The sequence below is a fragment of the Segetibacter koreensis DSM 18137 genome, assembly GCF_000374045.1.
Taxonomy (GTDB): domain Bacteria; phylum Bacteroidota; class Bacteroidia; order Chitinophagales; family Chitinophagaceae; genus Segetibacter; species Segetibacter koreensis.
The window spans coordinates 1-16365 of the sequence record NZ_KB893324.1 but is presented as its reverse complement, the minus strand read 5'-3'; the positions used below and the strand labels follow the sequence as shown (position 1 = coordinate 16365).

Below are 16365 nucleotides of genomic sequence, written 5' to 3'. Positions count from 1 at the left end.
TCACTTACTTGATTATGTGGAAAATTACTGCTTTAGTAGTGTCTTTTTTAATTGTATCAGTAGCCAATGCTCAAAATGAAGTTGCCGGAAAATTAAAAGTCTATATCGACTGCCGGGTAGGATGCGACTTTAATTATTTTAAATCTGAAATAAATATTGTTGATTTTGTTTTAGACCCGACTACTGCTGATGTTCATGTTCTGTTGACTGCACAGGCCGCTGGCAGCGGGGGAGCCCAATATCAAATGAATTTTTATGGCCAAAACCAGTACGAGAATTATTCAGATACCCTTCTATTCAACACACTTCCTAATGCCACACCTTCAGATGTTCGAAAAACTATACTACGGTATCTGATGTTCGGCTTTTCTCCACTAATAGCTAAAACACCTTTTGCATCACAAGTGAAAATGGTGATGAAAGAAGATTCTTTAAATGCCCGGCCCCCTTATGAAAACGATCCACGGGACAAATGGAATTTTTGGGTATTTAGAGTGGCTGCAAGCGGACAATATAATGCGGAAAGGGTGTACAAAAACAATGTGATTAGCTCAGCAATATCGGCAAACAGAACAACCAACAAGCTGAAAGTAGAATTTTACTTGAATGCGAACCTTCGCAATTCTGTTTATACTTACGAGGACAGCGCTACCACTACTCAATACAAGGTAAAAAATACTGATTACAGGCTTTACCATAATTTGGTAAGATCATTCAGCGATCATTGGAGCTACGGGTATCAGACTAATTTGTCAAATAGCACGTTTGATAATATCAAAAGAAAAATATTTTTTAGCCCTGCTATTGAGTATAATGTATACGATTATAAAGAAGTGAACAACAGGTTTTTTGTTTTGAGATATGGACTAGATATAAGCAACAACAATTATTACGATACTACGATTTATTATAAAATAAGAGAGACTGTATATGGTCACCGGTTTTCAGCAGCTATTACCCTAAACAAAAAATGGGGAACTTTTAATGGGGGTATCTACTACCGTAATTATTTTCAGGATTGGGCATTAAATGCGATGGGGCTAAGTGCTAACGCCGACGTAAGAATAGGCGGCGGCTTGTCTTTTTTTGTACATGCGAGCGGCAGTGTATTTCACAACCAGATCAACCTTGTGAAGGGTGGTGTGACAGAGCAGGAAGTACTTACCCGCAAACGCCAGCTTGCCTCCAGTTTTAATTATTACACTTCGTTTGGACTTGCTTTTAGGTTTGGCAGCATTCTAAACAATTTTGTTAACCCCCGTTTCGACGGATATGCTGGTTTTTAATATGCGGGGCGACTGACCTTAATCAATTATTGTATTAACCCTTATAGGCATATCTTTGTTTACTTATAGCCTGGCTGTACAAGTGCCGCTTCTGAAAGGATAACATTGAAGAACGGGAAGAAATACTTTGCAGCCATAAACAAATTTTCACTAACCTTAAAATGAATTGTATGTCAAAAAAGACAGCTCATCCTAAAAAGAATAAGCCTACCAAAAAGAAAAGCTCAGCCCAGAGGAAACCGGGTAGAAAGAAATAAGTACGGTAAGGTCAAAACGCAGAGAGCCCGGTTCACAGAGCCGGGCTTCTTTTTACGCCATTGTCGATATTTTGGTTAAAGACGACTTCTAGCATCAGGTTTTCCTCACCAACAACTTGTCCTATCAGTCTCGCTTCGCTAAGACTTTGAACACCCAAGCGTACGACGGAACACTTAGGGAGAACAGTCTGGCTGCGCTAAGACCTTGAACAACTTTTACTTATTTGGGAACACCTAGGGAGAACAGCAGGATATTGATACTTGCTTATAGGGCGCATTGCCGACCGTATAGACAAGTTTACTTTATATGCTATTGCATCCGCATGGATGATGATCGTAGTGGTTTTTTATACCGATATGTCAGTAACACCGCTGTGGTTAGTAATGATCGTAAATGTATTGATGATGATGGGAATACTAAGTCGCATGGTTCCTGCCGTTGCATTAACAACAGCCATACCCGACCTCGCAGACCGTGGGGCATTCATGAGTATCAATTCATCATTACAACAAATAGCCGGTGGCGTAGCTGCTGCCGCTGCAGGAATGATCGTACAACAAAAAACTGATTTCAGTCCGCTCGAACACTACAATACGGTTGGCTATGTAATGGTGTGTATTTCCCTTTTGAGCGTGTTGCTTCTTTATCGTGTGAGTTTGATGGTAAAGAGAAAACTGGGGGAGAAGAAGGTATAGAATTTCTTTTGTTGGACCGGCTTTAGTTCCTTGATTTTACATCGTGGAGTTTACCCTAAGGAATCGAAGGGTTACTCACTTGTACTGATAGTAGTTGATTCGGCAGGCTTAGCAGCATTCCAAGGCTCTGCTTCAGTTGCTGGTGACAAAAATATGCAACGGCACTGCTATAAGGAACATTAATAAAGGGTAAGTGTGCCTTGTTTCAACTTGTACACGCCCACTTACCCTCAAGAATTAATTTCTTACTCTTCTTCGCTTCCATGAATATGTGGTAAATCTATTCCAACTCTATAACCGTAACTAAATGCTTCATTCGAAATTCTTTGAGCATAGTTTTCCTTTAGTGATGTGATATATGTTAGATTGTAGCTTTCATCAGCATAAGAAAGAGCAATCTTATCAATGGTTGCTGCAATGCTTGTTCCCGTTGATGTCGGAGCACCTCTGGCGGGAAACTTTCAATTGGCCCATATTGGTTTAACAGCCTGGCAGCGCCTGTTTTGCCAATACCGGAGATACCCGGATAACCATCGGCACTATCACCAACAAGGGCAAGATAATCAGGGATCAGTATTGGAGTAACACCAAACTTTTTGATGATTGCGTCTTCATCTCTGATCGCTTTCGCCCGGCTGTCGATTTGCACTACCAGATCTTCCCGTACGCACTGGGCCAGGTCTTTGTCCGGGCTCCAGATACATACTTTCTCAACCTCCCGCTTCAATGCAGCCAGTTTTGCCGCAGATGCCAGTGCATCATCCGCTTCCAGCTCAATCATTGGCCACACTGCAACACCCATCAATGCCAGCGCTTCTTCCAACGGATGAAATTGCGCAAATAGCACCGGCTCTATGCCTTCCCCGGTTTTGTATTCCTGCCGGAGTTGATTACGAAACGATTCAATTACGTGCAAGTTTAATTTTCACTACGCTGATAAGAGCTTTGAAACAGACGAAACTTTTCTCTTTTTTGCCAATCCTCATACACCTTATTCCTGTGAGGTTATTTCCTCTGTTCACAGTGGCTACACTTGTTTATTTAGCGAGGAGTTTTTACAGCCTTCAGACCGTTCTGAAAGTGTTCTTCAATCACCATTATTTAAGATAGGAGGTACACCCATTTTTAAGGTTTCAGGGGAACAAAAAGAGGCTCTTACCGCTATATTTCAAAAGATGATTGCAGAGCAGGACAGCAGCTACACGTATAAAGATGATTTAATTCGCAGCTATATCAATCTCATTATTAATGAGGCACTGAAAATGCAGCCTTCGGAAAACTATTCCCAACAGAAGAACGCAGCAGTACGGATTACCTCTGTTTTTCTGGAACTCTTAGAGAGGCAGTTTCCAATAGAAAGCGTACAACGTTCCCTGGAGCTAAAGACTGCCCAAGACTTTGCCAAGCAACTATCCGTACACGTTAACTATCTAAATAGTGCCGTAAAGGAAATCACCGGCAAGACTACGACCGCCCACCTTAGCGATCGGATTATAATAGAAGCAAAGGCACTTTTGCAGCACACGGCTGGAATATTGCTGACATTGCTTATGCCCTTGGTTTTGAATATCCTACCTACTTCAACAACTTCTTTAAAAAGAAAACTGGCTATATCGCCAAATCAGAGAGAGCAGTTCATCTTTGAAATTTATACTTTTTCATTTGTTTTTCATTATTTCTGCTTATTGTCTAAGGTGACCTTTGCATTCTAAAGGTAAGATCATGAATAAGAAAGTTTGGTTCATCACGGGTGCCGGACGTGGCATGGGTGTAGATATTACAAAGGCAGCTTTGAAAGCAGGTCATAAAGTGGTGGCAACAGGTCGAAACACTGAGAGTGTTGCAAAAGCATTGAACGAGAATGAAAACCTTTTGATTGTAAAGCTGGATGTTACGAAGCAGGCTGATGCGAATGCGGCTGTTGATGCAGCAGTTGAAAAGTTTGGCCGTATTGATGTATGGTAAACAATGCCGCCAACTTTATCGCAGGCTTCTTTGAATAGTTAACGCAACAAGAGATTGAGCAACAGCTACAGACAAGTTTATACGGTCCAATGATTGTGACACGAAGCGTCGTGCCTTTGATGAGAAAGCAAGGTTCAGGTCATATCATTTCAATTTCTTCAACTGCCGGTCTTGCCAGCTATAGTTCTGTAGTGCCTATTCTGCTTCTAAATTCGGAATCGAAGGATGGATGCAAGCATTGCAGGTTGAAGTAGCACCGTTTGGTATTCATACAACAATTGTAAACCCTGGTTTCTTTCGGACAGAATTACTAACAGAGCAATCTACAAAATATGCAAACAATCCAATCGAAGACTACAATGAGCGGAGAGAACAGCAAATGATATTCTGGAAAGGTGCAAATGGTCAGCAATCAGGTGACCCGGCGAGATTGGCAAAAGCATTGGTGACAATTGCGGCTGAAGAAAAGCTACCCCTACGTTTCCTTGCAGGTGCTGGTGCAGTCGCCACAGCAGAACAAGTTTCTTCAACACTTCACGAACAAGCGAATGCATACCGGGAATTATCGAGTTCCATGACATTTGAATAATGAAAGCAAAAGATTAATGGATGAAAGCTACTTCGGTAGCTTTTTTTATGTAACCAGTAGTATAGTTTCAATTAAAGCATCGTTGATGTTTGGAAGTATCTTAAATTTTATCTTTTTCGAAGAGGGATGGCTGTTTGGTGGTCATGTGCTGCGGGTGTAATAGAAACAATTTCTAAAAACTTAGACCATTTATTTACAAGGTAGTCCCTGTTATAAAATACTTGTGAGGCTGGATCTGCAAATATTGAAAAATAGGCATAATTGTGAGTTGCAACGTCAGCTTTTTGGTAGAAGTCGCCAACTGCAGTTACGAAATCGTAAAACAAAGGATCGTCTTTATACTTAGTAAATATAAGCTCAACAGTTTGTTGGTCGTGAATTGTAATGTATGCATAGCCCCCTTTGCGGATAATGCGCCTTATTTCCAGCAGCCAGGCATCGGCGGTATCAGTGATATGAGTGAAAACTGATCCACAATAAACAAGGTCTAATGTATTATCTTCAAAGGGTAGGTGAGGACTGGTAGAATTAGTAAAAAAGTAAAAAGGCAGATCAAAATTTTGCTGGCACCAGATCATATATTTTGAATTGATATCACATCCCCACAGTTCCGACTTCCCTGGTACTTGTGGATAGTGCCTAAGCATTCTTCCGGCGGCACAGCCCAAGTCCAAAACCTTTGTCAATGTTTCAGCTGATTCGTTAGCATTGCTTAGAATATTAAGTATTGTTCCAATATCTTTTTTACCACATTCAATATAATTCTCCTCTGTTTCTGCGTAACCTTCCCAGTATTCGATGGGAGGTACCGGAATGTTACCTCCTGGGACTTTTTCACTACCCTGATACTCTACTATGTAATCGGTAGTATCCATATTATAAGGAAATAGTTTACCGGAAGTAAAGGGGTTGTTAAGAATTTTATCATGAGTTGTACTTTCGTCTATCATTGGTTCTACAACATGAATTATCTTCTTTCGTATGTAACTTTTAGCCCAGTTTAACATAAACGAATAGAGTTGACTTTCTCAAACCTAAACAAAAAAGTTTAATTTGAATAGAAACACAACCTATTTTTTTATAATTAAAAGAAACTTAAGAATATAAGCAAAGTGTTATACTTAAAACTGCAAGCAGTCCAACGTCCTGGTTTTGACTTATATTTAAGAGCTTTTAAGTCAGGATTAACTTTTTTCAATTGCTACTCCTTCTTCTAGAAACGTATAAGTGAGTGACACAACCATGCTTTATAGTACCACAAAAGCTAAGTGCAAAAACCTCCTAAGTCCTCAATTCGCAACTGCAATTTCATGGAGCCCACTTACTGCTTTGAAAATTGGGAAAAATGATTTGTGTCCTTCAAGTCGGTTCATGAGCAATTTCGCTGACTGCTTACTGTATTGCAATATTTTCTCTTTGGCAATATGAATCAACTTTACTCGTATATGCTCTAGCACTGGTTGGGCGGTTTCTTTCTTAATTAAGTCGCCAAAAAATTTGCTGAAAGATGAAGTTTAGCAGGAAACCAGGCAACAGAAGGAATGCATTGGTTGGGCGCTTTTTTGATTGTAGATACACATTTAATAAGGTTCAAGCTTTTCTACTACACCTGGATTTTGATATACTTGCGATGATAAACTATCGGTCGTAAAAATGTCTAAATATTCCTCTGCACTCATTTAAACTGCCGTAACCATTTTTCTACTTTGGGTTTATCGTTTCTCTTTCCGTCAAAGCCTGCTGCACGTATTAAAAACTGTTCACCGTACTGATGCTTAATGCTATCTATCGCCTTGTAAAGGCTAACCGTTTCCTCTGTATCATCAAATAGAGTATCTGGTAGTTGCCGGGAACAAGATGGCTGAAACGAACACCTATTAGCCTTACAAGTTGCCGCCTTTTGTACAGTTTAGTAAAAAGTTCTTTTGCTTTGGCTAACAACACATGATCTGCTGCAGTATATGGTATTGTTGCCTGTATTGTTTCTGTTTGAAAATCACTATAACGAAGCTTAACTGTTATGCATCCTGTAAGTTTGTTGGTGTCACGGAGCTCAAATGCGATCTTTTCAGTCATTCGCACCAATTCCTTGTGTAGAAAATTGATATCAATGGTATCACTTTCAAAGGTGTTTTCAGTGCCAATGCTTTTTTGTTCATGATAAGGGACGATGGGTGTTTCATCTACACTTCTTTTGCCCTTCTCCATAATTCTATGCCTTTTTTGCCTAACAGGTTTGTCATCATCTTAATTGGTATCTGGTTTAGAATTCGAATGGTCTCGACACCCATTTGTCTTAGTAATTCACTTGTTTTGGTTCCTGCCATTGGGATTTTATCCACCGGCAAAGGAGCTAAGTATTCTTTTTCTTCTCCAAACGGTATTTCAATCTGTCCATGAGGCTTTACCTCGTTGGTCGCCACTTTACTTATTAGCTTGTTAGACTAAAGCCCGTAAGAGATACTTAAAACACTTTCTTTTTCAATTGTATTTCTTAATTGAACAGTGTATTTGGATCAGCCAAAAAACTTGTCCATTCCACTCATATCTATGTAGAACTCATCAATAGAGGACTTTTCGAAAAGCGGGACTTGGGCTGCAACAATATCAGTAACGAGCCTTGAATACTTCGAATAGCTATCCATATCGCCGCGAACAATAAAAAGCTCTGGACAAAGTCTTTTAGCCAGTCTGACAGGCATAGCACTTTTTACTCCAAACTTTCTGGCTTCATAATTGCACGATGCAATTACCCCCCGATCACTGTGTTCACCCACTGCGATAGGTTTTCCTTTGAGTTTGCTGTTTTTTTAAACACTCAACTGAAACTAAAAAGCTGTCCAGGTCGAAATGAGCAATATGGCGGATGGACGATTTAATAGCGGTAGTTTTAAAAAGTAAAATTACTAAATATTTTAGCAATTCTTCTGTCATAACTTTTCCCCATTTTACTTAGGAGTCAAAAGAATGGAGCTTTTATTAATTTTACTTATGGCAGAACCAAAAACTACAAAGGATTTTTTGGAGGAAGGAAAGGAAGCCGAAGGCGCACAGAAATTAGAGCTGGATATTGAAGGATGACAGCTTAAACGGTAACTGAATCCCCTACTCACCCACAGTAATATCCTGCTGCTTTTTTAAATGCAACTCTGTTTTTGATGTTGCAACAAGCTTGATATTTTTTCCAAGTACATCACCTTGTAAATGATTATTTGAAACTTCGACCTTTTTACAATATTCAAATGTAAACATGTATTTTCTGTAATGAAAACGTTTATAGCGTGTTGAACGTATGATGTTGTTGTTATTGAAATACAAACCTTCGACTGATTTTGCATACAATACAGAATAATCAAAAGGATGAAATACGTTGTTGTCAATATGGATGTTCCTGTGAAAAGGCTTGTTTATGTCAGGTCTTGGTATTTCAGGATATATACTGATAATGCCATCGCAAAACTGGTAAAGCGAAGTAAGGCAGGGATCATTAAAAATATTGTTACGGATGGTTACATCTTTTACAGCGCCTGATTCGTACCAGCCGTTGGCATCGCCAGGAATTAAGATGGCCGAGCCACTCGATTCAAATACATTATTTTCTATCACTACTTTGCCTGGCGTTGAAATTAAAATACCCCTTGCACGGTTGCTTCCAAAAAAACTGTTTTTAATTAATACATCAGGTGTGCAAGTTAGATTTTCCAATGCATCGCCTTCTGTAATAGTTGTAGGTACTGGTTTTGAAAAGCTGATCTCAAATTCTTCCGGGCTATTAAATTGTATTGATTCGGTCTTACGGGTATCAACCGTATTCATCGCTTCATTTTCAATAAAGCCGATTGTTTCGCCTTGCCTTGCCCAAACAAAACCAATGCTTTGCTCATGCATAAACCGGCATAACAATTTTGTATCACTTAACTTTTTAATGATGCGAACAGATGTTCCATGAACGTTTACTGGATCATCCATCAACGATAAAAAACGACAGCTATCAATGGTTATCTGGCCGCTGCAATTTGAAAAATGCGTACCATCATCATGGCCTGAAAGAATCCTGTTTTTTGCAGCATTGGGAACGACATTCACCTTTTTAAAATGAAGATCTCCGGAATACTGTGATAGTATGCCTAGGCCTGCACAGTGATACATGTTCATGTTTTCAATAACAATATTACGGCTGTTAATGATAAATGTTCCGGCATGATCCCTTGCACTGTGCCGCAACACCAGCCAATTGCCTTTAAGCGGTTTATGCTTACCTGTATATTGCAGGCGCACAACGCCTTTCTTTAATTCTATGGCTTTATAATTTTTGAAGTTATCCCCCATGCAGCCCGCATCCCCTGTTTGTGGTGAAACCTGTTTTGTATTCTTATCAAACTCCATAGCGCCCCACCACTCGCTTTTCCATCCTTCACCAACAAAAAAGAGTTTAGTTTTTTCAATAATGTAAGGTGATTCATACGCATTGATGGAAAGATCGATATAATCATCACTAACATTAGCTATTTCGGCCTGTGCTGTTAAAGGTATATCCCAGTCAATATTTACGTTCCGGATCGTTATATTTTTACTGCTATCAATCGTAAAGGGTTGCATCCTGTCGTGAAAAATGAAATCAGCGTTATTACAGTTTATTTCAAGCTTATTAAAGCCTTCGATTAGTATAGGACATCTTCTCAACGGGATCACATCAGTATTGCTTTCATAGTATAACTTTTCAGTTACATATTGTGGCCAGAAATCATAACGTCCCTTGGGAAAGACAAGAACAGCGGCCTTTTTTGTTTTGCAATCGTTCAGCGCCTTTAAAACATAAGGTACCACATTGACCCTCGAGCCTGCTACATATCCATAGTCGGTTATGCGGACCGTATCTTGAGAGAAGCATATCGTTTCAAGCGACATGGCCAAAAACAGGAAAAGCACCTTGTACTTAATTACAACTCTATTCATCAACAAAAATGGTTTTATATGAGTGAGGTTCGGTGATCGTTGTGAATTTATAGGAAAATACGAGGTTACAACAAGCGAAAGATAAACAAATAAGAAGAAGCCTTTTCATAATATCTATCGATGTATAAGGTTTGTAAAACTATTTTAGCTTGACGGTTATTGGTTTAAGCCCCTCCCATACAAAATGCTGCACCGGTCCTTTATCCTGCCGAATGGTAATCTGATACTGTTTGTTTATCTTTTCTATATAAATGTCAAAGTTATCCTGTAGAGCACGTATATGTCTCAACGACATCTTCTTCCAGCCTTTAGGCAAAAAAGGCTGGAATTGAAATTTATTAAAACTGGTAATCTTTATCCCAAACAATCCTTCAGTTATAACACGGCAATACAATCCACTTTCAGCAGCAAGATGGCGCTGGTTACCTTCGGGCCATGCTTCTATAGCATAAGGAACATGTTCACCAAGCAATCTTTTACGAGAATATTCCTGCAGGTATTTTGTTGCACTGTCGGTAGCGCCTGCATAAAAAGTACCACGTAAATCATAAAGTAAAGCGCGGTCCCAATAAGTTTTTGAACCAGCTTCTGTGAGCATTCCACTTTTAGTCCATAAATAAGGGGAATATAATGCTTTTAATGTTCCTTCTTTACGCTCGAAAATACCCATGGTCAAAGGCAGCCCTATCCAGGAACGCAGCTTATCATTGCCATCATAATACCTGTAAGTGTTGTATCCCTGCACGGTGCTGCCAAAATACTTTTCAATATTTTTTCTTAATTCTGCAGCTTCCCTCAGCAAGCTTGCTCCAGTAACTGAATCTTTCAAAGCGATAGCCAAGTCCCCAGCACTTGTCATTGCTCCGTAAGCCAAAGTGTTAGTTGATAAATTAATTTTTCCAGCAGGAAAACGTCCTTCAAGTTCATCAGCATCTGATTGAATGACGCCTTCATCTGTTTTCCTTCTTCTTAAATATTCAAAGCACCATTCAATTAAGGGCCACAACTGTTTTGCTACGAATCGATCCGCGTAAGCTAATGCAAATCTTGATGCACCATAAGCAATCATGGCCTGATCACCCCGATCACCAGCACCGTTCCATATATCTGTTCCTTCAGCAATAATTGAACTCGGTATCGGCTTGTAATCCTTATTCATATATTTTGCAAAAAGCCTGAAACTATTTATTGCCGATTCGTTGCCTTCTGCATTACCAAGAAAAGGGAAAAAAGGGTTTGCATATTCGGCCTGGTCGTTGGCCCAAATTGCTGCGTAGTATGAACCACCACCAGGCCCATGCATTAACCCGTTTTTTGTATCATAAATACTTTCTGTTACCCTCAATTTAGCAAAATCAAACATTTTATTAATTATTGGATCTGGCGTTTCCAATACAAGATTTTGCGCTATGCTGCTAACCAACTCAGCACGCTTCTGATATTCGTATGATGCGGAATAAAAATATGGCTGATCGCATAATTTACGCCCGGAGTAGACGACGGCATAATTGACATTATCACCAGGCTTTAGTTCAAACGTTCCTGCACCATAAGTAGTTGTAGTTAAAAGATAGCTTCCATAACCACCTTTTTCAGCGCTTGTAGTGTCAACATGATTCAAATATGGGATACGTATGGTTACTGTTTCAGTCCCTTTATTTACAACTCGGCATTCATCCATCAGCGCTGCCTTTTCTGTGGAAGGGAATATGGCATGTATTACTTTAATATCTTTTGCAACAGTTGAAGTTATACTCAATATGCCAGTCAGCTTAAATGATGCGACCTTTTCAGTTACTGGCTTATCGTTAATATATAAAAAGGAATCTTTTTGTTGATTTATATTCCATTGAAGGCTTGCATGTGTATTGTTCGGAATAGTTCGCAGCATCGGGAACACAAGATGCTTTTTTAAAACAAGTTGTTGTTGGCTTCCGGCACCATAAGTAATAATAGCTGACACCTGTTTGCCGCTCATCTCAATATGATCAGCATGGGGTGTATCACTACCGTTAATCTTCCATTCAATACCCTCTTTCCCGATAATATTCCATCTTGACGGCTGACCTGCACAGATAAGTGCCATCCAGCAGCAAAATGAAAGCATTAAAAATTTCATTTCCATAGTTATTTCTCTTTACTTAATAACCCCTACTTAGCGCTGACAAAGCTATTTTTGTCAGCGCTGATTTCTTATAATATTAATCAAATACAATAAATCAACAACTGAATTCCTACCACCCAGGACTCTGTGCAAGATTTGAATTCTTTCGGATTTCATTTTCAGGATTAGGCGGTAAAACCACCTTTTCCTAAAGGAGCTATGTCACGCTCCATATCGTTTTCCCTCTCAACGAAGAGATTCCCATTGGTATATTCGGCAAAGATAATTTCCCCGTTGCGAAGTTTTTATTAACTATAAAATAAAAGACCTACGAAAATGTACGGAGGAAGTTAGAATATTATTTGGGTTATGCTATCAATCCCATCTGTTCCAGTTTAGACGACCCTACAAATTCCACCAATACGTCCATTTTAAAACCAGAGAACGGTTTCAGACAGAAAACGGACTTGGCAGATAGTTGTCAGTATAGACGAAGAATATGTCAGAAGCTGGTTTATATCTCCATTGAAAACGTGTATTGAAATTGATATTATTTTGCTGATTGTTGTACTGCACAAAGGTGGTAAAAAACAATTTATTGGTCATCGTAACATCTATGCGTGGACCTATCAGCCAAAAGGTGCGGTTGCCCCACGGCTGTCGTAAATTAATTTTATTGTAACTGGTACTAAGTGCAAGACTTACGTAAGGTTGAAACCTGTAGCCGAGATCTGAAGTAAGGCTGAGGCGAGTACCCTTTTCATAATAGCCTCCATATAGGGTGGAAAATCCATAAGTAAAAACACTCTGAGGCTTTGAAACAAAATTGGTTCCCCATGCTTTCCACCGGTGTTCGCTGCCACGGGGCAAAGTGTCCTTGGTGAAATTGGTAGGATCGAAGGGTCGCAGCAACTGGACGTAGTCGTAGGTCGCGAATACAGTGAGTGTGCTCTGTGTCCTGAACGTAAATAAATAATTGAGCGATGCCTCGTCATCGGTTTTATGTAACGCAGTGTTGAAATAAGCAACATAATTCAGCAACGGACCATGACTTAATACCGGCCCCCCACCAGGGAAGAAATTGTACCCTACTTGCGGATTCACCTTTAGATATCCCTGCCTCGGTACATAGCCAACTTCAGCATTATAGTTTTTCCCCACGTATTCGTGCTGCCAATATAGTAGCGTTTTGCGCCCCGCGTATTTCAGGTGCCCCGCCTGCACAAAGTCACCGCCAGCCTTACCAGGAGTAAAAGACTTTAGGTACATCATTTTACCATTCCATAGGTTATTTTGGGAGGCAAGGTTATATTCAAACCCCAGGTTGCGGTTGTATTGGGAATAAGTAGGCTTTAACGAATCTAATGCGGGATGATAATTTGTAGATTCTTTATTGATAAAAATGAAGGCGATATTTGAACGCGCGAAAACCCTTCTCTGGACCGACGCAACCGTAAAGTTCTGAGCTGGCAACCCGCTATTATCCACGCCACCGGTTTGCATATTCATTGCGCCTATTCTCCAATCCTTGTTGAGCTTTCCACTTAGTCGTGCACCAAAACGAATAGGTACCCCCAGCCCGATCCTCCTGGAGAAAAAAGGCCGGATAGAAGCGTATCCAAAATTGGCAAAAAGGTCAGCGTTCTCTAAGAAGAACTCCCTTTTTTCAGGGAAAAATAATTCAAAACGGCTGAGGTTGGTTATTTGCTTGTCTACCTCTACCTGGGAGAAATCAGGGTTAACGGTAAGATCCAGGTTAAGGGAGGAGGTTAGCGCAACTTTAGCATCCATACCGATGTCTTTACGGTATTTAGAAGGCAAATTGCTTTCATAGTTTTTTATAACGCCGCCAAGTCCGTAAGGAATCAATGAAACGTTTGCACCGACAGCAGGAGGAGGCTGATCCCACACAACCATGCCCGAGAAGGCAAGAGAAGCTGTAGCGAATTGGCGCGGAACAGGTGCCCATGTACTCTTTTCCGTTGTCTTTAGATCAAGCCTGACAAAATTAAGTCCCCACCTGGTAATGTCTTTTTTATACCTGATACTTTTAAATGGAATGGAAAGTTCAATTGTCCATCTGTCGCTATGCTTCTTCACGGCAGAGGTCCATTTATTATCCCAGTTTAAATCAACTGTAGTACCCCCGAAGATCATTCCGTCCCATTGAGCCCCGGAAGAGTTAGTGCCGAAAGCGAAACCGCTTGTTTGGTCGTCAAAAGGATCAATAAGAATGAGAAAGTTGTCATTTTTGGTAAAGCTCCAGTCATTTCTTAAAGACTCAACGTAATTTGGTCCTGCAACCACCTCAAAACATTCAGCCACCATGTAAATATTATGCTCATCGTACGCGAGCCGTACTTCACTACGCGCCTTGGCGAAACTAGTGTCCATAGGAAGCACTGAAAAAAAGTCTTTGGCGACTTGAACCCCTTTCCATGCGGCATCGTCTGGTATTCCATCTATCTTTATTGCAGACGAGGCTTTATGAATATGATACTGGTACGCTTCATTTTTTTTCTGACCTATTGAAGATTCGTGAACTATACCTATAAGGAATAACGCAGAAGCAATTTTAACTAAGAGTCTCTTGTAACACTGTTTCACAACGATCGAAGATTTTTTTGCAAAGTACTTTAATAAAGATGACTAAATTTTCAGATTGGAATAACACTTTTTTGAAAAGCGGTTTCTGTCCCCTGCTCTCGGTAGGGGTTTATCACGAATGAAAAAAATAGATAGTTCTTTTCATTGCTAAATAAAAGATGATGGTAGGTCTATCAGTAGCGGCATGCAGACGCAGGTACTAAACCACCTGAACGTGCTATATTCCCCTGGCTCTGCGGAGTGTTTTGGAGAACAACTACCGAGGCAAATGAAAACCGAGACTGCGTCTGGTATTTGAAAAGCAAATGTGGCTTATCAGAAAATTTTGAATTTTGACACAAACATCTGGACGCAAATGAGAGACGATGGATACAAAATAAGAGACCAGTGTGCAGTACATTTTATAACATTTTCTGTTGTGGAACTGGAGGTAAAATATTAAATGGCTTAATAATTCAGCTTCGTCAACTTGAAGCAAATAATATTTCAAAATATTCATATAATGGAACAATTGAAATTCGCTATTTAAATGGAGCAATTAAACTAATTTCTGAAGTTAAAAATGGCTATATAGGTGCTCTTAACACCGATCCTTTAGCTCGGCCTCTTGTAGTTCCGCAGGCAAAGGAAGAATACCCTCAGATAATTGTTGATTGGTATTATGGTGGTACACCCTACATAAATTCATCTGGTTTTTTTGGATTTAATTCAGGAAGTCGTTCTGTTAATTATAGCTCAATTGCCGCTAGTGAAAATAATGAAGGGGATCAAGGCTCCCGTTCAAATAGTCAAAATAATAATGAGGATGATGAAGAGCTCGTTGATTTTGAATTTATTGATAATTTAACTCCAATTGATATATCCAAATACCTTAAATGCTTTTCAACTATTCCCGATTATGGCGCCACTTGTTCTATTGCAATTCTAGTAAATATTCCTGTAGATGACAATCCAAATTCGATTTTTGATTTTAAGCAAGGAGCAACCGGTCATACTTTTTTGCAAATTACAAAAACAAATGGTGGGCAAACGGTCACTCAAAATATTGACGGGGAAGCGTGGCGAGGATTTTTCCTTTTATACTTATTGTTAGGGTTACCTTACGGTGCTATTCATTCAGTTCTTGCACTTGTTGCAATTATCATATTAATACTAAACCTTCACAAATACAGAAGAAGAGAAACTATTAAAGCGTGCCTATTGGAAATTTTGGGAGTTCTGTTACTATTACTCTCTCTGTTCCTGTTTTTCTATAATGATACAACACATTATAATTATGGAACATTTTATTTTCTGGTACCCGTAATTACCTTGGGCCTTTTTACAATACTTGCAGTTTCTTCCTTAATTATGAATATTGTAGCTATTTATAAAATATCTACAAAGGAGCATTTTCATAATCTCAATTCCTGAATATTAATCAAAAGGTGGCTTAAAGCATCCAGCAAAAGAAAGATGACACCTGCTTCACTTGATTAAATATTACTTATATCGAGAAATCTAAAGGGAAGCTTTTGAAAGAACAATTATTAAAAGAAGAATAAAAATTCCACGCCTTTTATATAGTTTTTATTTGTGCATCTTCCACTTATTAAGTATTGAAATTATGGTAGTTGCTACTTGAGCACGCCTATAAAATACGTTTTTTCTCTAATAATAAAAAGGTATCATTTGATACCTTTTTTCTAAAATATTGTATATTAATTTTGATACATGATGATGGAGTTGCGTGCATACTCCTAAAATGAACGAGTTATGGAAGCAATACTAAGATTGGTTGACTCCATTCAACCGGCATCCGACGAGGTCAAATTTCAACTAAGAAACGCTCTTAAAGAAAAAACGGTTGGAAAAAATGAATCTATTTTAAAAGCGGGACAGGTATCGAAATATATATACTTTATT

The 16365-nt window shown here is 39.3% G+C and carries 14 protein-coding genes and 1 pseudogene; 7 read left to right on the top strand and 8 right to left on the bottom strand.

Features of this window, described 5'->3' with window-relative positions; all coding sequences use genetic code 11:
• Positions 1–14: 14 nt before the first annotated feature.
• Entirely contained in the window at positions 15–1286 is a 1272-nt protein-coding gene (locus tag B154_RS0110335; protein WP_018613953.1) for a hypothetical protein, read from the top strand.
• 518 nt (positions 1287–1804) lie between these two features.
• On the top strand, positions 1805–2239 hold the full coding sequence (locus B154_RS30080) for an MFS transporter (RefSeq protein WP_018613952.1): 435 nt from the start codon (positions 1805–1807) through the stop codon (positions 2237–2239).
• Positions 2240–2600: 361 nt separating this feature from the next.
• Here the strand turns inward: B154_RS30080 and B154_RS28240 are convergent, their stop codons facing one another.
• Positions 2601–3155, bottom strand: coding sequence for a 5'-3' exonuclease H3TH domain-containing protein (locus B154_RS28240; protein WP_018613951.1), 555 nt, complete (start codon positions 3153–3155; stop codon positions 2601–2603).
• A 259-nt stretch (positions 3156–3414) separates the two neighbouring features.
• Here B154_RS28240 and B154_RS30075 point away from each other — a divergent pair, with 259 nt between their 5' ends.
• The 4 genes and pseudogenes from B154_RS30075 to B154_RS33595 form a co-directional block, all read left to right on the top strand.
• Positions 3415–3951, top strand: a complete 537-nt coding sequence (locus B154_RS30075; RefSeq protein WP_211217481.1) for a helix-turn-helix domain-containing protein — start codon at positions 3415–3417, stop codon at positions 3949–3951.
• Between the two features lie 10 nt (positions 3952–3961).
• The gene (locus B154_RS33600; protein ID WP_211217480.1) at positions 3962–4204 is read left to right on the top strand and encodes an SDR family NAD(P)-dependent oxidoreductase; all 243 of its coding nucleotides are present in this window, start codon (positions 3962–3964) and stop codon (positions 4202–4204) included.
• A 53-nt stretch (positions 4205–4257) separates the two neighbouring features.
• Positions 4258–4458, top strand: a complete 201-nt coding sequence (locus B154_RS33820) for an SDR family NAD(P)-dependent oxidoreductase (protein ID WP_425423107.1) — start codon at positions 4258–4260, stop codon at positions 4456–4458.
• A pseudogene (locus B154_RS33595) lies at positions 4407–4793 on the top strand (SDR family NAD(P)-dependent oxidoreductase); the annotation flags it as partial. The gene B154_RS33820 and the pseudogene B154_RS33595, both read left to right, overlap by 52 nt.
• Positions 4794–4900: 107 nt before the next feature.
• Here the strand turns inward: B154_RS33595 and B154_RS28225 are convergent.
• The 7 genes from B154_RS28225 to B154_RS30060 form a co-directional block, all read right to left on the bottom strand.
• Positions 4901–5743, bottom strand: a complete 843-nt coding sequence (locus B154_RS28225) for a class I SAM-dependent methyltransferase (RefSeq protein WP_169337658.1) — start codon at positions 5741–5743, stop codon at positions 4901–4903.
• A gap of 835 nt (positions 5744–6578) precedes the next feature.
• Complete coding sequence (locus tag B154_RS33710) at positions 6579–7001, bottom strand: DinB/UmuC family translesion DNA polymerase (protein WP_026260098.1); 423 nt, start codon at positions 6999–7001, stop codon at positions 6579–6581.
• The gene (locus B154_RS33705) at positions 6977–7216 is read right to left on the bottom strand and encodes a hypothetical protein (RefSeq protein WP_018613948.1); all 240 of its coding nucleotides are present in this window, start codon (positions 7214–7216) and stop codon (positions 6977–6979) included. Before B154_RS33705 ends, B154_RS33710 begins: the two co-directional genes overlap by 25 nt.
• 93 nt (positions 7217–7309) lie before the next feature.
• A complete protein-coding gene (locus B154_RS33700; protein WP_018613947.1) occupies positions 7310–7570 on the bottom strand; it encodes a Y-family DNA polymerase in 261 nt (86 codons plus the stop codon).
• Positions 7571–7898: 328 nt separating this feature from the next.
• Entirely contained in the window at positions 7899–9749 is a 1851-nt protein-coding gene (locus tag B154_RS0110280) for an alpha-1,3-galactosidase-related protein (RefSeq protein ID WP_018613944.1), read from the bottom strand.
• Positions 9750–9888: 139 nt separating this feature from the next.
• Positions 9889–11874 (bottom strand): hypothetical protein, encoded by a 1986-nt coding sequence (locus tag B154_RS0110275; RefSeq protein ID WP_018613943.1) that lies wholly within the window; start codon positions 11872–11874, stop codon positions 9889–9891.
• Between the two features lie 429 nt (positions 11875–12303).
• On the bottom strand, positions 12304–14460 hold the full coding sequence (locus B154_RS30060; protein ID WP_018613942.1) for a carbohydrate binding family 9 domain-containing protein: 2157 nt from the start codon (positions 14458–14460) through the stop codon (positions 12304–12306).
• 387 nt (positions 14461–14847) lie between these two features.
• Here B154_RS30060 and B154_RS33005 point away from each other — a divergent pair, with 387 nt between their 5' ends.
• On the top strand, positions 14848–15873 hold the full coding sequence (locus tag B154_RS33005; RefSeq protein ID WP_018613941.1) for a hypothetical protein: 1026 nt from the start codon (positions 14848–14850) through the stop codon (positions 15871–15873).
• Positions 15874–16365 lie beyond the last annotated feature (492 nt).